This is a genomic window from Pseudomonas aestuarii (genome assembly GCF_027988105.1).
GTDB lineage: Bacteria > Pseudomonadota > Gammaproteobacteria > Pseudomonadales > Pseudomonadaceae > Aquipseudomonas > Aquipseudomonas aestuarii.
Genome location: NZ_JAQJZJ010000009.1, coordinates 202,006 through 227,231, shown reverse-complemented (window position 1 = coordinate 227,231; position 25,226 = coordinate 202,006). Strand labels below are relative to the sequence as shown.

Below are 25,226 nucleotides of genomic sequence, written 5' to 3'. Positions count from 1 at the left end.
CCGGCGTGACCCTCAGGCCAGGCCGGGGTCAATCACTCAGCCCTATTGGCGCTCAACTGCCAGAGCCACGCCCTGGCCGCCACCGATGCACAGGGTGGCCAGGCCCTTGCTCAGGTTGCGGCGCTGCAGCTCGTGCAGCAGGGTGACCAGGATGCGGCAGCCGGAAGCGCCAATCGGATGACCGAGGGCAATGGCGCCGCCGTTGACGTTGATCTTGGCGCTATCCCAGCCCAGTTCCTGATTGACGCTCAGCGCCTGCACGGCGAAGGCCTCGTTGGCCTCGATGAGGTCGAGCTCATCGATGCCCCAGCCGGCCTTTGCCAGGCAGCGGCGGGTGGCCGCTACCGGACCTATGCCCATCACCGCCGGATCGACCCCGGCACTGGCATAGGCCTTGATCGTCGCCAGCACCGGCAGGCCCAGCTCGGCGGCCTTTTTCGCACTGGCGAGCAGCACCACGGCGGCGCCGTCGTTGAGGGTCGAGGCGTTGCCGGCGGTCACGCTACCGCCCTGGCTGAAAGCCGGACGCAGCTTGCCGAGGCTGTCGAGGGTGGTATCGCCACGCGGCTGTTCGTCGGTATCGAAGACCAGCGGATCGCCCTTGCGCTGCGGGATCAGGATCGGGGTGATCTCATCCTTGAAGCGCCCACCTTCGATGGCGGCGGCGGCCTTCTGCTGCGAGGTGGCCGCGAAGGCATCCTGCTGCTCACGGCCGATGCCGTATTGCGCGGCCAGGTTCTCGGCGGTAACGCCCATGTGGTAATCGTTGAAAGCATCCCATAGGCCATCCTTGACCATGCTGTCGAGCAGTTCGGCGTGGCCCATGCGCAGGCCGGTACGCGCCTTGGGCAGCACATAGGGCGCCAGGCTCATGTTCTCCTGGCCGCCAGCGATCACCAGCTCGGCATCGCCGCAGCGTATCGCCTGGGCAGCCAGCTGCACGGCCTTGAGGCCGGAGCCGCAGACCTTGTTCAGGGTCATGGCCGGGACTTCAGGGGGAAGGCCAGCCTTGATCGCGGCCTGGCGCGCGGGGTTCTGCCCGGAGCCGGCGGTCAGCACCTGGCCGAGGATCACTTCGTCGATGGCGTTCGGCTGCACGCCGGCCTGGGCAAGCAATTGGCGAATCACGGCGGCACCCAGGTCGGGAGCGGAAATGGCGCTCAGACCGCCCTGGAAGCTGCCGATGGCGGTACGGGTGGCGGCGACAATGACAACATCGTTCATGTTCAGATCTCTGCGGCAAGCGAAGGAGGAGGCGATTGCCCGGTGGGGCAGCCGCCGAAAATCAGCCGGACCCTGGTCAGGCCATGTTCAGGCCGCCGTTGATCGAGAAGTCCGCGCCAGTGGCGTAGCCGGCTTCTGTGCCAGCCAGCCAGGCGACCATGGAGGCGATCTCGTCGGGCTGGCCGAGGCGCCCGGCCGGAATCCCGGCGACGATCTTCTCCATCACGTCTTCGCGGATGACCGCGGTCATGTCGGTGAGGATATAGCCGGGAGAAATGGTGTTGACGGTGACGCCCTTGCTCGCCACTTCGCGGGCCAGCGCCATGGTGAAGCCGTGAATGCCGGCCTTGGCGGCCGAGTAGTTGGTCTGGCCGAACTGGCCACGCTGGCCGTTGACCGAGGAGATGTTGATGATGCGGCCCCAGCCGCGCTCGACCATCGAGTCGACGACCTGCTTGGAGGTGTTGAACAGGCCATTGAGATTGGTGGCAATCACCGCGTTCCAGTCGTCGGGGGTCATTCGCTTGAACGTGGTGTCGCGGGTGATGCCGGCATTGTTGACCAGCACGTCGACCGCACCGACCTGCTCGCGAACCTCGGCGAAGGCCCGCACGGTGTCGTCCCAGACGGTGATATCGCCAGTCACGCAGTGGAACTCGAAGCCTTCTTGCCGTTGCTGCTCCAGCCAGGCTTCCTTGCGTGTGGACTGCGCGCTGCAGCCCACCACCACGATGAAACCGTCACGGTAGAGGCGCCGGCTGATCGCCGTGCCGATACCACCCATGCCGCCGGTTACCAGTGCAATTCGTTTGTCCGTCATGCTGAATGAGCTCCACTTTTCGATTGAAAGCCGGGGCAACAGGTGCAGGATCGGACGGAGCACCTGGCCCGCCTTGCGGCGGTCGAGGCTCATCTGATGGTGTCCCGGCGAATGGATCATGCGCGCGAATTGTGAAGACATGAATACGACTTATGGGTCAGATTATGAACCGTTCGTCAATTCGTCACGCTTCGCGTTTGGCTATTTCAGTTATGCAAAAACATGCGCCAGGATTATGGCTGCTCGTCATCAGATCGTCATGGGGCCTTGGTACTGGAAGCGCTGTAGCGACCGTGTGACGGTGCGGGTGGGCGGTCTGTTCGGTTTCTTCTTATTTGTGGTTATTTTTGTGCAGTGCAAAAAAACAGTTGCACGCGGTTGCTGGATCGCCAAGAATGAGTCAGCGAGTCGAGTGCAGAAGCGCGCGACAGCACGGCCTTTGAACATCACTATCCTCAGGAGACTCACCCATGTCCTTCTTCGATTCGGAAAAGCTGCAGGCTGACCAGAAAGCCAACCTCGACCTGCTCGAGCAGGTAAATGGCAAGGTACTGAAAAGTGTTGAGCAGCTCAGCCAGCTGCAGCTTGCCGCCATGCGCGTCGTCAGCGAGGAAAGCTTCAACAACGTCCGCACCCTGTTCTCCGCTCGCGACCCGCAAAGCTTCGCTGCCGCGTTCAGCAGCATGGTCAACCCCGCACAACAGGCTGAGCGCCTGCAGGAGTTCAATCGCAAGGTCTACGACCTGCTCTCCAGCACTCAGGCCGATATCGCCAAGCTCGGTGAGCGTCAGGCTGCCCAGAGCACCCAGCAGATGCAGGACCTGGTAGCTGAAATTGCCAAGAATGCGCCAGCTGGCTCCGAGCCAGCCATCGCCATGATGAAGTCGGCCGTCGAGGGCGCCAACAGCGTCTATGAGAGCGCGCAGAAAACCGCCAAGCAGGCGGCGGAAATGGCCGAGAGTGGGCTCGCGGCAGCGGCAGCGGCCGGTCAGGCTACCCCGGAGGCGAGCAAGGCGACTGGCGGAGCACGCAAGTAAGCCTGGCTTGGAATGATCTGCAAGGCCCCGGCGATGCCGGGGTTATTGCCTGGTTTTGCTGGAAAGTGCTGCAAGACAAGCCTGATCAGGTCTTGTCGTCATCCTTCTTGTCTTTGTCAGCCTGGCCAGCCGCACCGGGAAAACCCGGGAACATGCCGAACAGGTTCTGCGTGTTCAGGTAGAGCTGCTTAGATTGCTCGACATACTGCCCCATCACCTTCTGCATCATCGGCACTTGGCCGCTCATGAAGTCGCTCCAGGCCTGGGACGATTGCTGGCCAGTCTGCGCCTGGATGTCAGCCACCGCCTTGATGCTATTTTCCAGATAGCTGCCAAGCATGCCCTGGAAAGGTCCGTAGAAGCGGATGATGCCCTTGAGCATGTCGCTGGAGAAGATCGGCTCGCCATCGCTCTCGGCTTCCTGAATGATCTGCAGCAGAATGCTGCGCGTCAGGTCTTCGCCGGTCTTGGCATCCACCACCTGGAACGACTCTTCCTCAACGACCAGTCTGCGGATGTCGCTCAGGGTAACGTGGGTACTGGTCTGGGTATCGTAGAGACGACGATTGGGATACTTCTTGATCAGGCGGATCGGGTTCCGATCAGACATGCTGGGACTCTTGCGCAGAAGATTATGCGCTCATGGTAACCCAAAGCCCCCGAGGCGGGACGGCATCCGACCAGCCTGCCAGGGCATCCTTCTTCACTCCACCTCCTGCATCCATGCCGCAACCTGCTGCGCAACGATTGCGCTACTCGCTGCGCTACTCGCTGCGCTACTCGCTGCGCTCAACCTTCGGGCCAGCCTGCGGCTGTTACCCCGCTTCGCTGGGTTTCGGTCTGCTGAACGGGGAGGTTGGTGCGTCTGTGCGATCGCGCATTGAAAAGCCAAAAGCGTGCTGCGGTGTTTGCTGCCGTTGGCGGTCTGCTCATCAAGGTGGACAAGCTGCGCGTTGCCCACCCCGTGGAAAACCGCGCAGCGTTTTCCAGAGTGGCTATGCGGGTTACTCGCTAGACTGAATTAATACACGCCAGGCCCTTCACATGCGCCGCTGCGCCCGACGTGCAGTCATGGTTACGTCCGGGGCATGCCCCGGCCAGGAGGCGGAGATGGACAAGCGGCAAATGGCAGGCGCCGGCCTTTCGCGGCGTCACTTTCTCTATGGTGGCGTCATCCTCGGCGGCGGCCTGCTGGCCTCGCCGGTCCTGGCGCGGCAGATCTGTCGGCCTACCGAGGGCGACATCCTCGGGCCCTACTACCGTTTCGGCGCGCCTTTCCTGGCGAAACTGGCCGGCCCGGAGGAGCCCGGCGAGCGACTGGTGGTCAGCGGCACGGTGCTGAGCGCGGACTGCAGCACGCCGATCGCCAACGCCCTGGTCGAGATCTGGCAGGCCAACAGCACCGGCCTGTACGACACCCAGACGCCGGGCAACTTCACCGACAAGGGCAATTTCCACCTGCGCGGAATGCTCTACACCGACGCCCAGGGCCGCTACCGCATCGAGACGGTGATGCCCGGCCGCTACCCGGTACCGCCGAACCTCCCGGGGCTTGAGCAGTACGCCGGGATCACCCGGCCGGCGCATATCCACTTCCGGGTGATGGAGTCGCTGCACGTGCCGGTGACCCTGCAGCTGTACTTCGAGGGCGACCCTTACATCGCCAAGGATCCCTGGGCCAGCGGCCACCCGGACAGCGTGATTGCGCTGCAGGCGGACGGCGAAGGGCGCAGCGGGGTGTTCGATATCGTGTTGGCGCGGGGGTTCTAGCGACACCTGCCGCCCGCCAGTCGAGCAACCCCCGGACCGAGCTTCCCGCGCGTGCACATCCTGGCGCTTGCCCGACGGCCTTGCGCATTGTTGGGGGTATTGGGGACAGACCACGATTATCGTGCTTAAGAAACCGTGGTCTGTCCCCTAATATGTTCGTCCGTGAGGTCGGAGCTAAAGGGGGCGGAGTGATTTATTTTTGATCAATTCGGAATGATCAGCTGCTAGATAATTCACCCCGACCCCTTTGGCTCTTGCTCTAGTTGTCTGATCTCGCAATGGCCCGAATGAATCTCGATGGAATTTGCATCGTGCGTTCATCGGCGGTGCGAAGTATCAGATTTTCACCAAGCGACCAGACGACGTGGATCTTTGTCAGTGCGCAGCCTTCATCCAAGGCTAACCATTTCAGCGTCGCCTCGTCGCAGTAGCTCTGCTCCAGCAAGAGTGCTTCGGCTTGGTAATTCCCGAGCCCCAGGACACCCACCGTTTTCTCTGGCAGGGTGGTGAGCACGCCGCTGTAGCCGGCAATCAGCAGTGCGAAGATTACGGAAAAGTGCAGTGCGACATTCCAGCCTGCGATAAAGAGAAACGAGCACATCGCCGCTATGAGTGAGACGGCCAGCATGACTGCGATATAAACCAGCCACTTCCAGGCACCAATATCGAACCCTTCGATGACCGGTGCAGTTTGCACCAGCATGACAGTGATAAACCCACCTACTGCCATGACTGCTACATCCGCGGCCCATAGATAGCGAAGGAAGCTGAACGGCGGTAACCCAAAAGCGGCTTGGACGATTAGGCCGGCGATCAGGCTGACCAGGACTGGCACCAAAAAGATCGATAATACGAAGAGTTTCGGCGCAAGGAGTGCAACCGTTACCAGCCCGGCTGCGCAGGCCAAGAAGGGAAGCCAGTACACCAGACAGCCCAGTTTCAGGACCCACCAGACGCGTTGGTTATCGATATAGGGGCGCGAGTACCGCAGCTCGTCCTTGATCGTCTTGTGCTCGAGAAATTGGCTGAAGATCCAAGGGCCCGGTAGGAACAGCGGTACTACCAGAACGCCAATGATGGCGAAGCCAATGGCCGCGGCAGCAAGCAGCAAAGAGGAGAACTGGAACAGATCGAAGCTGGGGTAGAAATGGTTGCGGTAGAAATAGAAGACGAATATGGCGAAGCCGAAGAGCGGCGGGGCGGCCTTGGCCACCAAGGAAAAGTGCCGGCGGAAAAAGCCGTTAGATAGCTCAAGTGCCAGATCAAACCAATCCGTGTCCGATGCCGGGCGATCAATCCATTTCTGTTGCATTTAATCGTCCTTGGCATCGTTCAAAGGCGGAAAGTGTACAGAGGCTGAACCCGCAGTGCTGCACTTGTTCTGATCGTTCCTGCGCTCTGCGTGAACGCATCCCGGGCGGCATTTCCATTCGGGAGCGTGGGCGCGATCAACCCGGAAAGGAGCAGTCGGCAGTGAAGATAGCAGCTTAAAAACACGGCTGATGCGACAACTACCTTGCAAAACGCCGGTCGCCAGCGTGTATTCGCCGCTTGTGTATCGATTGATCTAACGGTTCCGCCCTTACGGCGTGTCACTTTTGGCAGTCGCCCCAAAAGTAACCAAAAAGTCTTGCCCCTGGCATCCGGGTCTCGCTACGCGCGACTTCCCTCGTTCCATCATTGCTCCAGGGGCCCGCCGCGAAGGGCCATCCTTGGCCCATCGCGGCTCTCGCGGCATCCATGCCGCTCAACCCCTTCCGCAACGATTCCACTCGGCCTCCTGATGGGGCGTTTGGTGTCGCCTATGCCATTGCGGTTTGATGACCAAAAGCAGAGCCACAGCTTTTTGATGGGTATCGCTGCGCTCAACCCATCTACAAAGCTACGGATACCAGTCGGCCCTGTAGGAGCGCCCCACGGCCGCGATGCTTTGCTTTTGCTGTTCGCTCTGTCCTCCACAAATCGTCCAGTGAACGCGATTCCGAATCCCGTCAGGAGGCCGAGTGGAGGTGCTGTGGAGAGGGGCGTTTGGCATGGATGCCAAACGAGGAACGATGGGCCAGGGATGGCCCACCGTGACGACCCTCGGAACAGCGCCGGAGCGCGGGAAGTTGAGCGCAGCGAAACCCGGATGCCGGGCGCGCTTTCTCTTTGGTTACTTTCTCTTTCGCGCGAGCATACGGAGCGAAGCGTAGTAACAGCCGCAGGCTGGCCCGAAGGGCGAGCGAAGCGAGTAAAGAGAAAGTCACTCGCCGTAAGGGCGAAACCCGTAATAGCGGTTAACGGAAATCGTGGTCTGTCCCCGATTGTGTCTTGACGTAGGGCCGGCTAATGGGTGTCCCCAATTGTTCAGTCGCATCTTCAGCGGCCCACCGACGCGCCCTCGGCGGGGAGTCGGCGCCGGGTCATCGCCCAAGGCGAATTCTCTTCTCTATCTCTGCAATATCGAAATCCGGCGGTGTCGGCTTGTATTCCTTCGAGTCCTTTTGAAGTCCATATCTCTTGAGCTGGTGACTACGCAACTGTTGCAGCGGAAGCCGCATCGTGAGAAATGTCTGGTTATCTCCCCCCTTAATTCGAAGGGGATTCAGTGTTTCAGTTCTTGATGGACTGACGACACGAGAGTCACCGAACTGAGCGCTGTTGACCTGGATCACGTAGCAGTGAAGATCGCGAGCGGCGGACTCTACGATATTGGAAAAGTAGTTAACGTCCTTGTTGAATTCGGAGCAGACGATGAAATCGACCATGCCCTTGAAAAGGCAGCGGTCTTCCACACTTGCCAACTCATAGCAGTTGTAGACGGCAAAACTTGCACCTCGCCATTGAAAGAGCTGGTAGCGGCTCTTTTTCGGCTTTTTCGGAGCTAAGAGGCAATTGTTGGTTAGCTGAAATTCTTCTCCAGGCGAGTAGTGTTTCTTCAGGCGTCGAATCGGCGCACATTCCTTCGATCCGTTATCTCCACGAAAAGGCAGTGCCGCTAGCAGCTCGTTCCAAGCTTGGCTTCGATCGTCAATACGATGTTCAAGTCCACAGATGACCCCCACTTGATGCTCCTTCGCCCACCGGGTGATAAACGTCGCCCACCTATGCGGCACCGACACTTCTGGGAGAACCAGCAAGTCCACACGTTGCTCAGGGTAACGGCTGCCGTGCTTCACCACATCGTTTAGCAGTTCTGAAAGCTCCTTCATCCGTTGGCGCGAAACATTCGGCGTCCCCATAAAGCTGCCTTCGATGTTCTTTTCATCCACAGCTAGGTGCCCGACAGCCACCCGCAAACCTCCATGTAAATCAGGTGTGCGAGCGCCAATCGATATTTTTCGGAATGGCTTCATTTCGAACCCACCTTGCCAACGAGTTCACTCGTCACATCCCCAATCTCAGAACCATGGAAGAGTTTGTAGACGTCGTTCGCTCTGGTTACCGAATCCTTCTTGCTGAGTTTAATGCAGCCAGACGCGACGAACTCAAGACACTCGTCAAAATGCACAAACCGCGGAGTAGCGACCGCCTTCTGAGGGTCGATCAACAGGTTCGACGCGCCCCAAGGTGATGCCAGATTTCCGTCGTAGCTGGTGTAGTTCAGCAGAGGTATCGCCACTAGGTGATGTCGAATGAGATTCGACTCCCGCCATAGTCGAGTTGCGGCGGTGGCGCCATTTCCAGTTGTGCCGATCACGGCAACGCTCAGCTCCATACAAAGGTTGAGATGAAATTTCAAAGCTTGCTGAAGGCTCTTGGAAATCTTCGAACGATCTCTCATCGAGCGCTCACTGGAGGTTCCGTACATTACTTTCATGATCTCGCCACGCATCGCCTTGCTAAAAAACTCAGCGCCCTTAGCGTCGCCAGCAACCACCAGGAAACTGATGACACGCTCCCACATGTCCCAGTACTCAATCGCGTTACGGCCCTTGAAAAATCGGAATAGCTCGTCCTTCAAGTCCTTATCGACAGCACCTTCCGTCATCAGGTGGAGCTGGATTTGTTTCGCAAGATGGCCCGCAAGCTCCCAACGGTTTTCCGCGACTGCCTTCACGTTGCGGAATTTGTTTACTGAACCGTCATACATAAGGTTGTAGGCAACCTGTGCTACGGGGCTCTCATCCCCATCCACCGGCAAGAGCGCAAAGTCACTGGCATTTTCCTCGATCTGCTTTTGGAACTTATCGAGCCCTGCGGTCGAGTGTTCTGCGTCGAAGAACTGCAAAATACATTTCTGCCTCTGCAAGAAAAGACCTGGTCTGGAACGAAGTTCGAATCGTGCATTCTCCTCATCCCACTTCAGGATTCCGGCATCTACAAGAACCCGATCCATGAAGCTCATGATAGGGTCGTTTTCATCTGGTGCTTGGGGCATCGCTACAACCATGAGAATGTCGTCAACATAGCGCCCGTAGTAAGCCGGCCTGACCTTCGCAAGGATAGCGTCGTCAAACTCCTTCAGATACCAGTTCGCAATCACCGGAGATGCACTGAATCCAATCGGCAGACACGTTGCCTCCTCCGGCAAATCAGGGTGTGTTATTGCGAGCATTGGATTGAGCTTATCCCGGTAGCTCTTACATACCTCTTCGATGCATTTGAAAAGTTTGGCACCCAGAACCTGGCGACTCATGAAGAAAGCGTAAAGCGGTCCTTTCGGCACGGGGCGCTTGATTTGCGCGCGGAGGCTCTCCCAGTCGAGCTGGATGCGGTAATAATATTCCTGCACGTCGAGACCGACCAAATAGACGCTCTGCCGGTCCTCAGAGAGGAGGTCTCGGGCTTTTTCAATGCCGGAGTCCCGCCACTTTGCATACAGCTCGTGATACTTCTTGAAAAGGTAGGCCGAGTGATCATCGTCATTTCCGACGAACTGGTGAAGACGGGAGCCAAAGCAATGTCCGGAGAGTGTGTCGTCATACTCAGCCCCCTCAGTCATCAGCCACAGCACCGATAGCAGGTGCAACTCAATAGGACCATCGAACATGTAGTTCACTTTCGCTGCCCAATGCACTGGCGCGGTTGTGACATTTGACACAAACGAGCCTTGCCAGTCCCTCGGCTTTTCCGACCCTTCCACACCCTTAGGAATAACGTCGAAGTGAATGTCTTCTAACCAAGTTTTGAACTCGGCAGTTTCGTGAGGTGCTTTGGATTTTGCGACATTTGCGACTATTTTGAGTCGTTCCTTAAAGTCGCCTTCGCACTCAAACTCGGCTAGGCGTCGTCGCAAGCTCAGCGAATTTTTCTCGAAGTGAACCATCTGTTTCAGCTTCTTGTAGGCAACTTTGACACGGTCGTTGAGGTCGAGAATCATGCTTCGGTGTCCTCGGATAGCCAGTTGAGTTGAGCTTGTTCCAGGAAGATCCTGTTTGGGTTAGGCGACGCAGCGATTCCTTGCGGATGCAGTGGGTCTACCTGCAATGGGGTAGATTTTCTCTAAAGCCCATAGTACTGGCACGCAGCAGGTCTAGGTTTATAAAGGATAATATGGGACAGACCACGGTTTCGTTTGAATGATCAAGCAGAAGCGAAAAAACCGTGGTCTGTTCCCTAATATTACGCTCCAAATCTACGGATACCAGCCGGATCTGTAGGAGCGGCCCACGGCCGCGATGCTTTTGCGTTCACGCTCTGCTTTTGCTGTTCGCTTTGTCCTCCACAAATCGTGCAGACAATGCGATCCCGAATTCCGTCAGGAGGCCGAGTGGAGGTGCTGTGTAGAGGGGCGTTTGGCATGGATGCCAAACGAGGAACGATGGGCCAGGGATGGCCCACCGTGACGACCCTCGGAACAGCGCCGGAGCGAGGGAAGTTGAGCGCAGCGAAACCCGGATGCCGGGCGCGCTTTCTCTTTGGTTACTTTCTCTTTCGCGCGAGCAAAGAGAAAGTGACTCGCCGTAAGGGCGAAACCCGTAATATCGGTTAACGGAAATCGTGGTCTGCCCCCAATTGTCAGTAACTCGTCGTGAAGGCGAAACGGTAGTCGCAGGCAGGGATGTGTAGCGCGTAGTGCTGGTCACACGATCAAAATCTTGAAAAAACATTCAGAATAAGAGTTTCCATGTGGGAAGTTACTCTATGCTCACCTATTGCATGGCTATTCGGATGGCCACATGTGTTTCGTAGTTTCAAACACTGCTCAAGTTCATCTTTTGTGTTTTTTCCGATTATTGAAATCGCTACAATAATTTGCAGGAAGTCAAACTCTTTCATTTTGGAAAGGTCGTCAGAGGTTTTTGCCTCTTTCCATCTTGGATTGCGATTCAATGCCTCAGCATTAAAATTCTTTAAGTGGTCAGCGATGACCTTTTCATAAAGTATTGAAATAGCTCCAATCCATGAAAGCACAACGGCGGATCTAAAAAGCCCTAGCTCAAGTGCCTCAATACCCTCTTCAACGAATGCCTTCGTTGATGTCGAGGAAATTTTCGAACTGTATTCCCTCAGTGTTGCTTGTGTTTCTTTAGCTGGTCGTGACTTCAATATGCCAATGGATTCAAGGTGGTCTAATCCTGCGTTGGTAATTATCCAGCCATTAGGGAGTCGCGTGGCAAGCTCACCTAGGTCGGAAAGTAGTTGAGATATATTCCATTTTGAGATTTCGCGCAGCCCGCTTTGTATTGCTAGTTCTTTGATACGTGCTACAGAGGTTTCTTGCTCGTGTTCATGTGCTAATAACAGCAGCACCTTTTCTTTGCGTGAAAAGGTATTGCGCGTTATTAGGTTTCTAAGATCAAGAACCACTCAAGATGCTCTCTAGTCTCTGCTTTTCTTTTGAGTCTAGTGCGTATGTGTCTACTGAGGTTTCGAGTATCTTTCCTGCTTTGACTAGGCTCTGAAGTGCAGCGCTGAGATTCTTGCTGTAGGTTTGTTTATAGAAATTAGTGGCTAGTTTCATTTCTGCTAAGATATTCGAGCGCTTAAATGAATCCTGGCCTTTTACTAGGCATAAGTGCGCGCATGCCGCTATTATTAAGTCAGCGCCGGAATTTGAATTTAATTTTGTTGCGATGGTGTTGGTGGTTATCTGTAGTTTTTTCTTTGCTGTGTCCGTTGACTCTGGAAGTATTTCAGATGACTCTTCATCGAGGGAAGATTGGAATTCTGAGTATTCAACAAGCATTCCAAGAATTGAAGGGATTTCTTCGCGCATATATTGCTCTGTGCCCTCAAATTCAACTTCAGCAGTGCCGACTTTTATACGGATCTTGCTGTTCATTGTTTTAACTTCCTTTGTCGTTATGGCAAATGTTTGCGCTCTGCGTCATCCATTAGTGAAAGCACTGAACTACAGCTCAAGCAATTCACTGATGGATGACTTTGACCGATAAGCTGAATCAATCCCAGCTCAACGCCCCACCGGTCTGATACTCAATAACCCGCGTTTCGAAGAAGTTCTTCTCCTTCTTCAAGTCCATGATCTCGCTCATCCATGGGAACGGGTTGGTGGTACCTGGGTACTCTTCCTTCAAACCGATCTGGGTCAAACGACGGTTGGCGATGAACTTGAGGTAGTCCTCCATCATCGCCGCGTTCATGCCCAGTACGCCGCGCGGCATGGTGTCGCGGGCGTATTCGATTTCCAGCTGGGTGCCTTCCAGGATCATCTGGGTGGCTTCGTCCTTCATCGCGGCATCCCACAGGTGCGGGTTTTCGATCTTGATCTGGTTGATCACGTCGATGCCGAAGTTCAGGTGCATGGATTCGTCGCGCAGGATGTACTGGAACTGCTCGGCGACGCCGGTCATCTTGTTACGGCGGCCCATGGAGAGGATCTGGGTGAAGCCGCAGTAGAAGAAGATGCCTTCCAGCACGCAGTAGTAGGCGATCAGGTTGCGCAGCAGTTCCTTGTCGGTCTCCACGGTGCCGGTTTCGAACTTCGGATCGGAGATCGAGCGGGTGTACTTGAGGCCCCAGGCGGCCTTCTTCGCCACCGACGGAATCTCGTGGTACATGTTGAAGATCGCGCCTTCGTCCATGCCCAGCGATTCGATGCAGTACTGGTAGGCGTGGGTGTGGATCGCCTCTTCGAAGGCCTGACGCAGGATGTACTGGCGGCACTCGGGGTTGGTGATGAGGCGGTAGACGGCCAGCACCAGGTTGTTGGCGACCAGGCTGTCGGCGGTGGAGAAGAAGCCGAGGTTGCGCATGACGATGCGGCGCTCGTCGTCGGTCAGGCCGTCGGTGCTTTTCCACAACGCGATGTCCGCGTTCATGTTCACTTCCTGGGGCATCCAGTGGTTGGCGCAACCATCCAGATACTTCTGCCAGGCCCAGTCGTACTTGAAGGGCACGAGCTGGTTGAGGTCGGCGCGGCAGTTGATCATGCGCTTCTCGTCGACCGCGACGCGGGCGGAGGCGCCTTCCAGCTCGGCCAGGCCTTCGGCGATGTCGAGTTGGTCGAGGGCGGCCTTGGCGCGGGCCACGGCAGCGCTGTCGTCGGCGGCGATGGCACGTGCTTCGACCGCGGCGGCACCGCCGACCTGGTCGAGCTTGTCGATGTTCATGTCCGCGATTTGTGCGGTGGTGTTGCTGGCGACGGCTGCGTCTGCGCCGTCTTCCTTGTCGAATTCGTCCCAGCTCAGCATGGCTTGGCTCCTGCTTCAGGGCGGTGAAATAACCGGCCTGTATGGATGTACAGTTAATTCTAGTCCGTTGTCGAGTGCACGCAAACGGCTTGTTATCTGGTGTTCTGATCGTGCTTCGCGGGCGGGCTGTGGTTCGCCTCGTTCGCGGAATTTACCTATATGCAGATTGATGGGTATCGCTGCGCTCAACCCATCCTACAAATTTTGGCTTCACGCTTTGCACGCCCTTCGAGCGTGTAGTTGAGCGAGTGAGCGCTAGGCGCCGTGCGGGCCGGCCCCGGGAATGTACGGCTGTACATGACCGGGGTCGGGCCGTGCGGCAACAACGCGGGCGCCGCTCAGATCCACGCGCTGCCGAACACTTACTGGCAGGCTTCGCAGTCTGGCTCATCAATGGAACAGGCTTTTGGCACCGGTGCCGGGCCGGCCGACATTTCCACTTCCGGGGCCTTGGCCGGTGCTGCGCTGAGGCCGTCGTTGCCACCGTTGGACACGGCGTTGAGCTTGCTGGTACTGACGGTGGACTTCTCGGTGCTGGTGGCGGCCAGGGCGCGGAGGTAGTAGGTGGTTTTCAGGCCGCGGTACCAGGCCATGCGGTAGGTCACGTCGAGCTTCTTGCCCGAGGCGCCGGCGATGTACAGGTTCAGCGACTGGGCCTGGTCGATCCACTTCTGGCGGCGGCTGGCGGCGTCGACGATCCACTTGGTGTCGACTTCGAAGGCGGTGGCGTAGAGGTCTTTCAACTCCTGCGGGATGCGCTCGATCTGCTGCACGGAACCGTCGTAGTACTTGAGGTCGTTGATCATGACCGAGTCCCACAGGCCGCGGGCCTTGAGGTCGCGCACCAGGTAGGGGTTGATCACGGTGAATTCGCCCGAGAGGTTCGATTTCACGTAGAGGTTCTGGTAGGTCGGTTCGATCGACTGCGACACGCCGGTGATGTTGGCGATGGTGGCGGTCGGGGCGATGGCCATGATGTTCGAGTTGCGGATGCCGTTCTGCACACGGGCGCGCACCGGGGCCCAGTCGAGGGACTCGGTCAGGTCGACGTCGATGTACTTCTGGCCGCGCTGCTCGATGAGGATCTGCTGCGAGTCGAGCGGCAGGATGCCCTGGCTCCACAGCGAACCCTGGAAGGTCTCATAGCTGCCGCGCTCGTCGGCCAGGTCGCAGGAGGCCTGGATGGCGTAGTAGCTGACCGCTTCCATGGATTTGTCGGCGAAGTCGACCGCCGCGTCCGAGCCGTAGGGGATGTGCTGCAGGTACAGGGCGTCCTGGAAGCCCATGATGCCGAGGCCGACCGGACGGTGCTTGAAGTTGGAGTTCTTCGCCTGCGGCACCGAGTAGTAGTTGATGTCGATGACGTTATCGAGCATGCGCACGGCTGTCTTGATGGTGCGCTCGAGCTTGGCGCGGTCGAGCTGGCCGTCGGTGATGTGGTTCGGCAGGTTGACCGAGCCCAGGTTGCACACGGCGATCTCGTCGGCGTTGGTGTTGAGGGTGATCTCGGTGCACAGGTTCGAGCTGTGCACCACGCCGACGTGCTGCTGCGGGCTGCGCAGGTTGCACGGGTCCTTGAAAGTCAGCCATGGGTGGCCGGTTTCGAACAGCATGCTGAGCATCTTGCGCCACAGGTCTTTGGCCTGGATGGTCTTGAACAGCTTGATCTTGCCGTACTGGGTCAGGGCTTCGTAGTACTCGTAGCGCTCTTCGAAGGCCTTGCCGGTCAGATCGTGCAGGTCCGGCACTTCGCTCGGGCTGAACAGGGTCCACTGGCCGTCGTCGAACACGCGCTTCATGAACAGGTCCGGGATCCAGTTGGCGGTGTTCATGTCGTGGGTGCGGCGACGGTCGTCGCCGGTGTTCTTGCGCAGCTCGATGAACTCTTCGATGTCCATGTGCCAGGTTTCGAGATAGGCGCAGACCGCGCCCTTGCGCTTGCCACCCTGGTTCACGGCGACGGCGGTGTCGTTGACCACCTTGAGGAAGGGCACCACGCCCTGGCTCTTGCCGTTGGTGCCCTTGATGTAGGCGCCGAGTGCGCGTACCGGGGTCCAGTCGTTGCCCAGGCCACCGGCGAATTTGCTCAGCAGGGCGTTGTCACGGATGGCGTCGTAGATGCCGCCCAGGTCGTCCGGCACTGTGGTCAGGTAGCACGAGGACAGCTGCGGGCGCAGGGTGCCGGCGTTGAACAGGGTCGGGGTCGAGGCCATGTAGTCGAAGGACGACAGCAGGTTGTAGAACTCGATGGCGCGGTCTTCTTTCTGCTGCTCTTCGATCGCCAGGCCCATGGCCACGCGCATGAAGAAGATCTGCGGCAGTTCGAAGCGGGTGCCGTCCTTGTGGATGAAGTAGCGGTCGTAGAGGGTCTGCAGGCCGAGGTAGGTGAACTGCTGGTCGCGCTCGTGGTTGATCGCCCGGCCGAGTTTTTCCAGGTCGAAGGTCTTCAGCACGGGATTGAGCAGTTCCAGCTCGATGCCCTTGTCGATGTAGGCCGGCAGCGCCTTGGCGTAGAAGTCGACCATCTCGTGGTGGGTGGCGCTGGTGGCCACGCCGAGGAAGCCCAGGCCTTCGGCGCGGATGTTGTCCATCAGCAGGCGCGCGGTGACGTAGCTGTAGTTCGGCTCACGCTCGACCAGGGTGCGCGCGGTCATCACCAGGGCGGTGCTGACGTCGCTCTGGGCCACGCCGTCGTAGAGGTTCTTCAGGGTTTCTTTCTGGATCAGCGCGCCGTCGACTTCGGCCAGGCCTTCGCAGGCCTCGGTGACGATGGTGTTGAGGCGGCCCATGTCCAGCGGCGCCACAGTGCCGTCGAGGTGGGTCACGCGCAGGCTCGGGTGCGGCTCGGCGACATCGCTGCCGCCGCGCTTACGCTCCTGGCTGCGCGACTCGCGGTAGATCACGTAGTCGCGGGCGACTTTCTGCTCGCCGGCGCGCATCAGGGCCAGTTCGACCTGGTCCTGGATTTCTTCGATGTGGATGGTGCCGCCGGACGGCATGCGGCGCTTGAAGGTGGCGCTGACCTGTTCGGTCAGGCGCTCGACGGTTTCATGGATACGCGACGAGGCGGCGGCGGTGCCGCCTTCTACTGCGAGAAACGCTTTGGTGATGGCGACGGTGATCTTGTCATCGGTGTAAGGCACCACGGTGCCGTTACGCTTGATCACACGCAACTGGCCCGGCGCGGTGGCGCTCAGTTCCAGGTTGCCATCGGTGGCCTGTGGCGCTTGGGCCTGCGAGTTCTCGCGAGAGGTGTCGGTATGCATGTATGCGTGTCTCCGTGATCTGTAATTTGTCGAGTCGGGCGCTTTGCGGTCTATCTACTGCCGTTCTTAGCTGTCAACAACGCCTGCACGCAGCCAGAGGCTGGGAGCAGGGGGCTTGCATACTGGCTGGAAGGGTCTGAGTGAAAGCGCCTTCCTGGCTTCGTGTCTTGTGTCGGCCATGGCCGGCACTACTAGATGTAGTGGTTGGCGTGCAAGAGCCGCCTGGCGTTATCTTGGCTCTGGCAGGCAAGTCGCGCTGCCGGAGCAATGGCCGCTACGCGTGTGCGGAGGCGACTATCGAGGTTCTTTTATGCACCGATGCGGCTTGGGGTCTAGACCTGTTGTGGGCAATTGTGCTTGTGCCATTTTTGAGGTCAAAACCCAACATATAGGTGTTTGCTGCGCTGGAGATACAAGATAGTGCGGTCTTGGGGGGATGGCAAGTCCTCCGGCCTGTGGATAAAGCTGTGGGTTAACTTGGGGTAACTTGCGCAAACCCGCGTGTTTGCTGGGGTGGGCCGGCCTCTACCGTTCGTCGTTGTTACGCTTTTTTTTCACGTCAATACGCGAGTTTTTAAGTCCGCCACAGAAACACAATATGTAGTTTTTTTTGTGGCATTTTGGCCTGCTCTGTGCAGAGGCGCCGCGGCGCTTTTCGGGCGGGTGATTTGTGCGCTTGGTTGGTTAACGCCAATTCGTCAGTCAGGTGGGGCGGGTGCAACCCGGATGAAATTGCCATCGGCGGGTTACGCGTCTTGGCACGGCAACACGTTCGGCAGCGGGTGCGACTTCCTGCAAGGTCCTGGACAGCTTTGAGTCCACGGATAAATGGATTGACCGATCGGGCCACTAACGCCGGTCGGCATTGCTACAATCGGCGTCTTTCTCGTCGTCGTTGATCTGTCCCCCGGAGGCAGCCGTGCAGCAGCAAGACACCTGGCACATCCTTATCGTCGAAGACGACCAGCGTCTGGCCGAGTTGACCCGTGATTACCTGGAAGGCAATGGCCTGGCGGTGAGCATCGAGGGCGACGGCGCGAAGGCGGCCGCGCGCATCATCAAGGAGCAGCCGGATCTGGTGATTCTCGATTTGATGCTGCCGGGCGAGGACGGCCTGACGATCTGCCGCAAGGTGCGCGACCAGTACGACGGGCCGATCCTGATGCTCACCGCGCGCACCGACGACATGGACCAGGTGCTCGGCCTGGAAATGGGCGCCGACGATTACGTGTACAAGCCGGTGCGCCCGCGGGTGCTGCTGGCGCGGGTCCGGGCGTTGCTGCGGCGCCGCGAGGGGGTCGCGGCGGCTGTCGACGAAGGGCCGCGGCGCCTGGAGTTCGGCCCGCTGGTGGTCGACAGTGCGATGCGCGAGGCCTGGCTGGGCGAACAGAGCATCGAGCTGACCAGCGCCGAGTTCGACCTGCTCTGGCTGCTGACGGCCAACGCCGGGCGGATTCTCTCGCGCGAGGAGATCTTCAATGCCTTGCGCGGGATCGAGTACGACGGCCAGGATCGCTCCATCGACGTGCGCATCTCGCGGATTCGGCCGAAGATTGGCGACGATCCCATGCACCCACGCCTGATCAAGACCGTGCGCAGCAAGGGCTATCTGTTCGTCGCCGAGGCGGCCGAAGCGCTAGCAGGCTGTTGAAAAACTACCTGCGTTGCCGATGCGTCGTTAAAAACAGGCTCGGAATGCTCATTTACAACCCGTAAACTCCGCTTCCTCGCCTGTTTTTGCCTAGCCTCGGCTGCCTCGCCTACGTTTTTCAACGGCCTGCTAGGGTCTGCTGAGGTTTAAGTCGTGGCCGCGCCGGAGTCGGGTATTGCGCGGGGCAAGGCATGAGGAGCGAATTTTGTTCAGCACATCCATGTGCTTCACCCCTTCGGGGCTTACGCGCAAAAACGCTCCAGGCGTTTTTGTGGTTGTTCCAAATGAACGACGAATAACGCAGCACCGGGCGATAACCGGCCCGGCCCATCGGGTTGCGCAGCAACGCGGCTCGCGACTAAGCCTCAACAGACCCTAAATATGAATTCGATCTTTCTGCGCATCTATGCCGGCATGCTGGCGGTGCTGGTGCTGGTGGCGCTGCTCGGCGTCGGCACCCTGCACCTGGTCAACGAGGTGCGCTCAGAGCAATACCGCGAGCGCCTGGCGCGTGGCACCTTCCGTCTGATGGCCGACAACCTGGCGCCGATGAGCGAGCTCGAGCGGCGGCGCTCCGTGGTGCTCTGGTCGCGCCTGCTGGGCATCCCGCTGACCCTGCAGCCGGTAGTCGAGGCCCCGCTCGATGGCGGTGAGCGCAAGCGTCTGATGCGCGGCCAGGTGCTGGTGCGGCAAACCGGGCCGCATGCGGCGACCGTCTATAGCCAGCTCGATGAACAGCAGCCACTGCTGCTGACCGGCGAGGTGCAGCAGATCAGCGAACAGCTGGCGCGGGCGACGGTGTTTCTGCTGATCGATGAGCTGATCCGCTATCCGCTGGCCGAGCAGCCGCAGCGCCTGGCCGAGCTCAAGCAGGCCAAGCAGTTCGGTTTCGACCTGCACTTGGTCAGCCTCGAGCAGGCGAACCTGGACATCGACCAGCGCCGGCGGGTGGAGGAGGGCGACACCGTGATGGCGCTCGGCAAGGGCGGCGACAGCATTCATGTGTTCTCCGGCATCGCCGGTTCATCCTGGGTGCTGGAGCTCGGCCCGCTGTATCAGATGAGCCCCTACCCGCCGCAGCTGCTGGTGTTGATCGGGGTGCTGGGCCTGAGCCTGATCGGCCTGACCGTCTATCTGCTGGTGCGGCGACTGGAGCAGCGCCTGGGTGATCTGGAGGGCGCCGCCACCCGCATCGCCAGTGGCAATTTGGATGCGCGGGCGCCTAGCCGCGGTACGGACTCGGTGGGGCGGCTGGCGGCGGCCTTCAATGCCATGGCCGAGCACTTGCAGCGCTCCCTGAACATTCAGCGCGAGATGGTGCGCGCCGTGTCCCATGAGCTGCGCACGCCGGTGGCGCGCCTGCGCTTCGGTCTGGAGATGATCGGCGATGCCGAGAGCGAAGCGGCGCGGCGCAAATACATGGACGGCATGGACAGCGATATCCAGGACCTCGACAAGCTGGTCGACGAGATGCTGACCTACGCGCGCCTGGAGCAGGGCGCGCCGGCGCTGAACTTCCAGCTGGTCGACCTCGGCCAGCTGATCGACCAGGTGATCGACGAGCTGGCGCCGCTGCGCGCCGGCGTGCGGGTCGAGCGCGGCCCGGCACTGGATGCGCGGGATGGCCGCGGGGCGCTGGTCGAGGCGGAGTTGCGCTACCTGCACCGCGCCCTGCAGAACCTGGTGAGCAACGCCATGCGCCACGCCGAATCGCGGGTGCGGGTGAGTTACCAGGTCGGCCAGCTGCGCTGTCGCGTGGATGTCGAGGATGACGGTCCCGGGGTGCCCGATGACGCCTGGGAGCGCATCTTCAACCCCTTCCTGCGCCTGGACGACAGCCGTACCCGCGCCTCCGGCGGGCATGGACTGGGCCTGTCGATCGTGCGCCGGATCATCTACTGGCACGGCGGTCGCGCCCAGATCGGTCACAGCGAAGCCCTGGGCGGGGCGAAGTTCAGCCTGGTATGGCCGCGCCAGCAGGCGTGAACGACATGCCCCGGGGCTGATCCGGGCCGGGGCCGGCCGCCGGCGCGATGCCTGTGCTGGCGGGTCAGTCGCCGCGCACCTCGAGGCGCCGGCCGCTGGCCTGTTCCGTCTTCGGCAGTTCGATGCGCAGTACGCCGTTGCGGTAGCTGGCCGTGGCTTTGTCGGCCAGTACCGGCGCCGTCAGCGGGATGCTGCGGTGGAAGCTGCCGAAGGCGCATTGGCGGATACGATACTGGCCGCTGCTGGACTCCTGTTCATAGCGCTTCTCGCCGCGCACGATCAGCATGTCGCTGCGCACTTCGATATCCAGGTCCTGTTTGTCCAGGCCGGGCACTTCGAGGCGGACCACGAACTTGTCGTTGTCCTCGAACAGGTCGCCGGCCAGCAGGGCCCAGTTTGCCGAGGGGAACTCGGCGGCTGTCGACGTGGTTGCCGGTGCCTTGTTGTTCTTGGCCAGCGGGGTGAAGCGGGTCAGGGCACCGCTGGCACGCTCGCGCAGGTGGCGCCAGTCATCGCCGAGCGAGTGCCAGGTTTCCTCCAGGCTGTGTTTCAGTTCGGTGAGCTTTTCCATGGGGTGATCTCCGGGTTGCGAGCGGCCGCGCGCTGCAGCGGGGGGCGGCCGCTTCAGCGGTTCAGGCGACTTTGACCTCGATCTTGCGCGGTTGCGCATAGGCATGCTTGGGAATGCGCAGGTTGAGCACGCCATCGCGCAGCTGCGCGTCGATCCGCGCGGTATCCAGGTCGCTGCTCAGGCTGAAGGCCCGGCGATAGCGCGACAGGCGCACCTCGGCATACACCGCTTGCATGTTTTCCGGGGTGTCGGGGGCTATGTTGCCTTCGATCAGCAGGGTGTCGTTGTCGATCCGCAGTTCGAGCTTGTCCTTGGGCACGCCGGGCATGTCGACGAGCAGCAGGATGCCGTCCTTGTCCTCGAACACATCCACTGCTGGCAGCAGCGTCTGCAGCTCGTCCGCGGATTCGCTGCGGCGGACTGCGGCTTTGTCTTGTTTGTCGGTCATCGCGGTTTCCTCCATCGAGACAGATTCGTGGCTTGGGTGTGACGGCAAGGTCACTGGATGTCGATGCGTTTCGGTTGTGCCGATTCCTGGCGCGCGACCGTGATGTGCAGCACGCCGTTGCGGTAGTGCGCCTGGACCTTTTCCGGGTCGGCATCGCCGGGCAGGCTGACGGTGCGCTTGAAGGGGCCGGCGAAGCGTTCGTTGGCATAGGTCGACAGGGTGCCGTTGTCTTGTGGCAGGGCGCTCTCGCGCTCGCCGCTGATCGACAACAGGCCGTGGTCGATCTGCACATCCAGCTTGCTCGCGTCGAGACCCGGGGCGAAGGCGTAGATCTCGATTGCCGAAGGGCTGCTGCCGACGTTGAGTGCCGGGAAGGCGCCGCTGGCCAGCGCGCGGATGCTGCCCGGTCGTCCCGGATTGGCAAACTCTTGCTGCAACTCCTGCTGCAACCGTTCGAACTCGGCGAGCAGGCCGCCGGGGAAGTTAAGCAGGGACTCGTACATCGCAAACCTCCTGTGGGGTATTCACCAGAGACGTGTTTGCGGGGCTCAAGGCCGAGGCTTTGCGCCCCGTCGAGTTTTATATGTTGGCGGCCGGGTTCGGCTTCAAGGGGGGGTTAAGAACATTATCGAATGATTTATAGCCGCAGCTTCTGGGCGGCGGGCATAAGTGCGGCGATGCCGCGTCTGGCAACGATCGTAGGCCTAGGTAGCCCGGATCAGCGCCAGCGTCATCCGGGGAGCGGGCGCATGCCGCCGACGTGCGCCGGCTGGCGTCGGGTTGCGGGTTTGCTGCTTGGCGGGTCGCGGAGGTGGCGCTAAAACGGTGCGGGGCAGTCGAAGCGCAGGCGTTCGCCGCTTTGCGGGTGGGTCAGGCCGAGCATGCAGGCGTGCAGGCACAGGCGCGGGTAGGCGGCCAGGGCCTGGGGCGGGGCGTAGAGGGCGTCGCCGAGCAGCGGGTGGCCGATCGACAGCATGTGTACGCGCAGTTGGTGCGAGCGGCCGGTGATCGGCGTCAGTTCGACCCGGCAGTAATCGTCACGGCGTTCGAGTACGCGCCAGTGGGTCAGGGCGTGTTTGCCGACCTCATGGTCGACCACATGACGTGGCTTGGTCGGCGGGTCGTAGCGCAGCGGCAGGTCGATGCTGCCGCTGTCCTGCTCGGGCTGGCCCCAGCACAGGGCGATGTAGGCTTTTTCGGTCTCGCGGTCGTGGAACTGGCGCGACAGTTCGCGGTGGCTGTCGACGTCGCGCGCCAGGACGATGATGCCTGAGGTTTCCCAGTCCAGGCGATGGACGATGCGCGCTTCCGGGAAGCCGTTGTCCTGCAGGCGGGTGACCAGGCAATCCTTGTTGTCCTCGGCCCGGCCGGGCACCGAGAGCAGCAGGGTGGGCTTGTTGATCACCAGCAGGGCGGCGTCCTGGTGGAGAATTTCGACTTGACTGAGCGGCATGGGGGCTTCCGGGAAACGCAATCGGCGACCAAGGTCGCCGATTCTGTGTGCAGTGGGTGTCTCTGCAGGCGCCAGCAGCGCGCCTGCAGCGCGCCGATCAGCGATCCGGCAGGGTGATGTTGAGTTCCAGGATCGAGCAGCTGCCCTGGTTTTCCAGGGCGACCTGGACCTGGTCCGAGTCGATATTGACGTACTTGCGAATCACCTCGACCAGTTCCTGCTGCAGGGCCGGCAGGTAATCCGGCTGGCTGCGCTGACCGCGCTCGTGGGCGACGATGATCTGCAGACGCTCTTTCGCAATGGACGCAGTGGGTTCCTTTTTGCGTTCTCGAAAGAAGTCAAAAATATTCATTAGCGAGCTCCAAACAGGCGTTGCATGAGTCCTTTCTTCTGCACATCGAGAAAGCGATGGGTAACTTCCTTGCCGAGCAGACGGTCGACGGCATCGCTGTAGGCCTGACCGGCGTCGCTTTGGTCATCGAGAATGACCGGTACGCCCTGGTTGGAGGCTTTCAGCACCGCTTGCGATTCCGGGATCACACCGAGCAGGCGGATGGCGAGGATTTCCTCGACGTCTTCCACGCCGAGCATTTCGCCGCGGGTCACGCGCTCGGGGTTGTAGCGGGTCAGCAGCAGGTGTTCCTTGATCGGCTCTTCGCCTTTCACGGCGCGGCGCGATTTGCTCGCCAGCAGGCCGAGCATGCGGTCGGAGTCGCGCACCGAGGAAACCTCGGGGTTGGTCACGACAATCGCTTCATCGGCGAAATACATCGCCAGGTGCGCGCCTTTCTCGATACCGGCCGGGGAGTCGCAGACCACGTATTCGAAGTCCTTGCGCAGTTCCTCGATGACTTTTTCCACGCCTTCTTCGGTCAGCGCGTCTTTGTCGCGGGTCTGGCTGGCGGCCAGCACGTAAAGGTTTTCCAGGCGCTTGTCCTTGATCAGCGCCTGCTTCAGCGTGGCTTCGCCGTTGACCACGTTGACGAAGTCGTACACCACGCGGCGTTCGCAGCCCATGATCAGGTCGAGGTTACGCAAGCCGACGTCGAAGTCGACAATGACAGTCTTGTGCCCGCGCAGGGCGAGGCCGGTACCGATGGCGGCGCTGGTGGTGGTTTTACCCACGCCACCCTTGCCGGAAGTGACTACGAGGATCTTGGCCAAGGTGATTCACCCCAAAATGTGAAGAAAGACGGGAATCCGACAGCCATATGCGGCTTCCAGATGCCTTTTTTATGTCCCTGAAAATTGGCGGCAGTATCCGTTAAAGGCGGGTGATGTTCAACACGTCACCCGACAAGCTGACCTGTATCGCCTCGCCCCATAAAGGGTCACGGCGCAGGTCTTCGGCGACCTTGTATTGACCGGCAATGGACAGCAGTTCGGCGCCCATTTGCTGACAGAAGATGCGTGCCTTGGTGTTGCCCTTGATGCCAGCCAGGGCGCGGCCGCGCATGGGCGCGTAAACATGGATGTTGCCATCGGCGAGAAGTTCCGCGCCGGAGCTCACCGGCGCCAGGACGATCAGGTCGCCGCCCTGGGCATAGACCTGCTGGCCGCCGCGTACCGGGCTGGTGATGATCTTGCTCGGCCTGACCTCGGGTTCTGCGGGCTTTTCCGGCTTTTTCGGCGCTGCGCTACCGCCGGTCGGATCGACTGGGCGCTCGCGGGCGCCGGAGGGCGGCAGCACCGGCAAATCCAGGGCGCCGGCGGCGGCGATGTCGTCTTCACGGTTGGCACGCACGGCCAGGGTGCGCAGGCCATGGCTGCGGCATACGGCCATCAGCGCGGCCAGGTCGAGGCTGCCTTCGCCTTCCGGCAGCTTGTCCAGGGCCAACACCAGCGGGGTATTGCTGAAGAAGGCCGGCGCCTGGGCGACTTTGGCCGCCAGTTGCTGGTCGAGGCGCTCGAGGTCGTTGTGCGCCAGTTCCAGCACGGTGATGGCCAGCATGCTGCCCTTGAGCTGGAATACGGGGTCTTGCTCGAGTAGATCGGCTTGGCTCATGGTCTGCCTGATACGCCTTGACGGTCGTGACGAAAGTAGCCCGGACTTATAGCGATAACCCCGCTGGGCTGCAAGCCGCGTCTGGGGTCGGTAAAATGGCGTGCTTTATCGTTCGTGCGAAATGCGCCATGGCGCGTCCTCGTTTTCGTGCCTGTTTCCTGCATCCGCGTTTCTGGCTGTTGTGGCTGGGGCTGGTGCTGCTGTGGTTGCTCGTGCAGTTGCCGTACCGGCTGTTGCTCGCGTTGGCGCGCGCTGCTGCAGCGGTTTTCCGGCCGCCAGCGATGAGGCCGACTGCCGGTTGCTCAAGCAGTGGACCGAGCGGGCTGTCCCGAGCAGTACCTGTGGAGCCAGCGGCGCTTCAAGACGCGTCTGTACCGCACGGGTCGCGCTTGACTGTAGGCGGGCTTGTGGCATTG

At 60.1% G+C, this 25,226-nt stretch carries 22 protein-coding genes and 1 pseudogene; 6 read left to right on the top strand and 17 right to left on the bottom strand.

Translation table 11 applies throughout. From position 1 onward, the window contains the following. Positions 1–42 precede the first annotated feature (42 nt). Positions 43–1,224: an acetyl-CoA C-acetyltransferase gene (locus tag PH586_RS18810; protein ID WP_271349326.1), complete on the bottom strand. Its 1,182-nt coding sequence runs from the start codon at positions 1,222–1,224 to the stop codon at positions 43–45. Between the two features lie 76 nt (positions 1,225–1,300). Then, a complete protein-coding gene (gene phbB, locus PH586_RS18805) occupies positions 1,301–2,044 on the bottom strand; it encodes an acetoacetyl-CoA reductase (RefSeq protein ID WP_271349325.1) in 744 nt (247 codons plus the stop codon). A gap of 139 nt (positions 2,045–2,183) precedes the next feature. Here phbB and PH586_RS18800 point away from each other — a divergent pair, with 139 nt between their 5' ends. Together PH586_RS18800 and phaP are read left to right on the top strand one after the other, a co-directional pair. Further along, the gene (locus PH586_RS18800; RefSeq protein ID WP_271349324.1) at positions 2,184–2,549 is read left to right on the top strand and encodes a hypothetical protein; all 366 of its coding nucleotides are present in this window, start codon (positions 2,184–2,186) and stop codon (positions 2,547–2,549) included. Beyond that, positions 2,515–3,081: a TIGR01841 family phasin gene (phaP, locus tag PH586_RS18795; protein ID WP_271349323.1), complete on the top strand. Its 567-nt coding sequence runs from the start codon at positions 2,515–2,517 to the stop codon at positions 3,079–3,081. Before PH586_RS18800 ends, phaP begins: the two co-directional genes overlap by 35 nt. An 85-nt stretch (positions 3,082–3,166) precedes the next feature. Here phaP and phaR read toward each other — a convergent pair whose 3' ends face one another. Then, positions 3,167–3,691, bottom strand: coding sequence for a polyhydroxyalkanoate synthesis repressor PhaR (gene phaR, locus PH586_RS18790; RefSeq protein ID WP_271349322.1), 525 nt, complete (start codon positions 3,689–3,691; stop codon positions 3,167–3,169). 500 nt (positions 3,692–4,191) lie between these two features. On the opposite strand from phaR, the gene PH586_RS18785 reads away from it, so the two are divergent. After that, complete coding sequence (locus PH586_RS18785; protein WP_271349321.1) at positions 4,192–4,851, top strand: dioxygenase family protein; 660 nt, start codon at positions 4,192–4,194, stop codon at positions 4,849–4,851. A gap of 259 nt (positions 4,852–5,110) precedes the next feature. Here the strand turns inward: PH586_RS18785 and PH586_RS18780 are convergent, their stop codons facing one another. The 7 genes from PH586_RS18780 to PH586_RS18750 all read right to left on the bottom strand — a co-directional run bounded on the left by PH586_RS18780 (position 5,111) and on the right by PH586_RS18750 (position 16,696). Beyond that, complete coding sequence (locus PH586_RS18780; protein ID WP_271349320.1) at positions 5,111–6,163, bottom strand: hypothetical protein; 1,053 nt, start codon at positions 6,161–6,163, stop codon at positions 5,111–5,113. Positions 6,164–7,256: 1,093 nt separating this feature from the next. Continuing rightward, entirely contained in the window at positions 7,257–8,189 is a 933-nt protein-coding gene (locus PH586_RS18775; protein WP_271349319.1) for a carbon-nitrogen hydrolase family protein, read from the bottom strand. Then, positions 8,186–10,156 carry a reverse transcriptase domain-containing protein gene (locus tag PH586_RS18770; protein WP_271349318.1) on the bottom strand — a complete coding sequence of 657 codons (1,971 nt, stop codon included), beginning with the start codon at positions 10,154–10,156 and terminating at the stop codon, positions 8,186–8,188. Before PH586_RS18770 ends, PH586_RS18775 begins: the two co-directional genes overlap by 4 nt. Positions 10,157–10,866: 710 nt before the next feature. Next, positions 10,867–11,586: a hypothetical protein gene (locus tag PH586_RS18765; RefSeq protein ID WP_271349317.1), complete on the bottom strand. Its 720-nt coding sequence runs from the start codon at positions 11,584–11,586 to the stop codon at positions 10,867–10,869. Further along, entirely contained in the window at positions 11,576–12,061 is a 486-nt protein-coding gene (locus PH586_RS18760) for a hypothetical protein (protein ID WP_271349316.1), read from the bottom strand. Before PH586_RS18760 ends, PH586_RS18765 begins: the two co-directional genes overlap by 11 nt. A 118-nt stretch (positions 12,062–12,179) precedes the next feature. Further along, positions 12,180–13,430 (bottom strand): ribonucleotide-diphosphate reductase subunit beta, encoded by a 1,251-nt coding sequence (locus PH586_RS18755; RefSeq protein WP_238042877.1) that lies wholly within the window; start codon positions 13,428–13,430, stop codon positions 12,180–12,182. Between the two features lie 362 nt (positions 13,431–13,792). Then, positions 13,793–16,696, bottom strand: a complete 2,904-nt coding sequence (locus PH586_RS18750; protein WP_271349315.1) for a ribonucleoside-diphosphate reductase subunit alpha — start codon at positions 16,694–16,696, stop codon at positions 13,793–13,795. 919 nt (positions 16,697–17,615) lie between these two features. Between PH586_RS18750 and PH586_RS18745 the strand changes: the two genes are divergently transcribed. Together PH586_RS18745 and PH586_RS18740 are read left to right on the top strand one after the other, a co-directional pair. After that, positions 17,616–18,347 (top strand): response regulator, encoded by a 732-nt coding sequence (locus tag PH586_RS18745; protein WP_271349314.1) that lies wholly within the window; start codon positions 17,616–17,618, stop codon positions 18,345–18,347. 381 nt (positions 18,348–18,728) lie between these two features. Then, positions 18,729–20,333 carry an ATP-binding protein gene (locus tag PH586_RS18740; protein WP_271349313.1) on the top strand — a complete coding sequence of 535 codons (1,605 nt, stop codon included), beginning with the start codon at positions 18,729–18,731 and terminating at the stop codon, positions 20,331–20,333. Between the two features lie 64 nt (positions 20,334–20,397). Here PH586_RS18740 and PH586_RS18735 read toward each other — a convergent pair whose 3' ends face one another. The 7 genes from PH586_RS18735 to minC form a co-directional block, all read right to left on the bottom strand. Then, positions 20,398–20,904, bottom strand: coding sequence for an Hsp20/alpha crystallin family protein (locus PH586_RS18735; RefSeq protein WP_271349312.1), 507 nt, complete (start codon positions 20,902–20,904; stop codon positions 20,398–20,400). Positions 20,905–20,965: 61 nt separating this feature from the next. After that, a complete protein-coding gene (locus PH586_RS18730; protein ID WP_271349311.1) occupies positions 20,966–21,352 on the bottom strand; it encodes an Hsp20/alpha crystallin family protein in 387 nt (128 codons plus the stop codon). A 50-nt stretch (positions 21,353–21,402) separates the two neighbouring features. Next, positions 21,403–21,855, bottom strand: coding sequence for an Hsp20/alpha crystallin family protein (locus tag PH586_RS18725; protein WP_271349310.1), 453 nt, complete (start codon positions 21,853–21,855; stop codon positions 21,403–21,405). Between the two features lie 314 nt (positions 21,856–22,169). Further along, positions 22,170–22,805 (bottom strand): RluA family pseudouridine synthase, encoded by a 636-nt coding sequence (locus PH586_RS18720; protein WP_271349309.1) that lies wholly within the window; start codon positions 22,803–22,805, stop codon positions 22,170–22,172. A 97-nt stretch (positions 22,806–22,902) separates the two neighbouring features. Further along, positions 22,903–23,157, bottom strand: coding sequence for a cell division topological specificity factor MinE (minE, locus tag PH586_RS18715; protein WP_271349308.1), 255 nt, complete (start codon positions 23,155–23,157; stop codon positions 22,903–22,905). Beyond that, on the bottom strand, positions 23,157–23,969 hold the full coding sequence (gene minD, locus PH586_RS18710) for a septum site-determining protein MinD (RefSeq protein WP_238042868.1): 813 nt from the start codon (positions 23,967–23,969) through the stop codon (positions 23,157–23,159). Before minD ends, minE begins: the two co-directional genes overlap by 1 nt. A gap of 100 nt (positions 23,970–24,069) precedes the next feature. Beyond that, the gene (gene minC, locus PH586_RS18705) at positions 24,070–24,810 is read right to left on the bottom strand and encodes a septum site-determining protein MinC (protein ID WP_271349307.1); all 741 of its coding nucleotides are present in this window, start codon (positions 24,808–24,810) and stop codon (positions 24,070–24,072) included. A 128-nt stretch (positions 24,811–24,938) separates the two neighbouring features. Between minC and PH586_RS18700 the strand changes: the two are divergent. Next, positions 24,939–25,076: pseudogene (locus tag PH586_RS18700) on the top strand (LpxL/LpxP family acyltransferase); the annotation flags it as partial. Positions 25,077–25,226 lie beyond the last annotated feature (150 nt).

Bases quoted from the DNA above. Each gene is read 5' to 3' on its own strand.
- minC (WP_271349307.1), bottom strand. From the start codon at position 24,810: ATGAGCCAAGCCGATCTACTCGAGCAAGACCCCGTATTCCAGCTCAAG.
- PH586_RS18755 (WP_238042877.1), bottom strand. From the start codon at position 13,430: ATGCTGAGCTGGGACGAATTCGACAAGGAAGACGGCGCAGACGCAGCC.
- PH586_RS18740 (WP_271349313.1), top strand. From the start codon at position 18,729: ATGAATTCGATCTTTCTGCGCATCTATGCCGGCATGCTGGCGGTGCTG.
- PH586_RS18785 (WP_271349321.1), top strand. From the start codon at position 4,192: ATGGACAAGCGGCAAATGGCAGGCGCCGGCCTTTCGCGGCGTCACTTT.
- minE (WP_271349308.1), bottom strand. From the start codon at position 23,157: ATGAATATTTTTGACTTCTTTCGAGAACGCAAAAAGGAACCCACTGCG.
- PH586_RS18750 (WP_271349315.1), bottom strand. From the start codon at position 16,696: ATGCATACCGACACCTCTCGCGAGAACTCGCAGGCCCAAGCGCCACAG.
- PH586_RS18810 (WP_271349326.1), bottom strand. From the start codon at position 1,224: ATGAACGATGTTGTCATTGTCGCCGCCACCCGTACCGCCATCGGCAGC.
- phaP (WP_271349323.1), top strand. From the start codon at position 2,515: ATGTCCTTCTTCGATTCGGAAAAGCTGCAGGCTGACCAGAAAGCCAAC.
- phbB (WP_271349325.1), bottom strand. From the start codon at position 2,044: ATGACGGACAAACGAATTGCACTGGTAACCGGCGGCATGGGTGGTATC.
- PH586_RS18770 (WP_271349318.1), bottom strand. From the start codon at position 10,156: ATGATTCTCGACCTCAACGACCGTGTCAAAGTTGCCTACAAGAAGCTG.
- PH586_RS18735 (WP_271349312.1), bottom strand. From the start codon at position 20,904: ATGGAAAAGCTCACCGAACTGAAACACAGCCTGGAGGAAACCTGGCAC.
- PH586_RS18725 (WP_271349310.1), bottom strand. From the start codon at position 21,855: ATGTACGAGTCCCTGCTTAACTTCCCCGGCGGCCTGCTCGCCGAGTTC.
- PH586_RS18760 (WP_271349316.1), bottom strand. From the start codon at position 12,061: ATGAACAGCAAGATCCGTATAAAAGTCGGCACTGCTGAAGTTGAATTT.
- PH586_RS18800 (WP_271349324.1), top strand. From the start codon at position 2,184: ATGAATACGACTTATGGGTCAGATTATGAACCGTTCGTCAATTCGTCA.
- PH586_RS18780 (WP_271349320.1), bottom strand. From the start codon at position 6,163: ATGCAACAGAAATGGATTGATCGCCCGGCATCGGACACGGATTGGTTT.
- PH586_RS18775 (WP_271349319.1), bottom strand. From the start codon at position 8,189: ATGAAGCCATTCCGAAAAATATCGATTGGCGCTCGCACACCTGATTTA.
- phaR (WP_271349322.1), bottom strand. From the start codon at position 3,691: ATGTCTGATCGGAACCCGATCCGCCTGATCAAGAAGTATCCCAATCGT.
- PH586_RS18720 (WP_271349309.1), bottom strand. From the start codon at position 22,805: ATGCCGCTCAGTCAAGTCGAAATTCTCCACCAGGACGCCGCCCTGCTG.
- PH586_RS18730 (WP_271349311.1), bottom strand. From the start codon at position 21,352: ATGACCGACAAACAAGACAAAGCCGCAGTCCGCCGCAGCGAATCCGCG.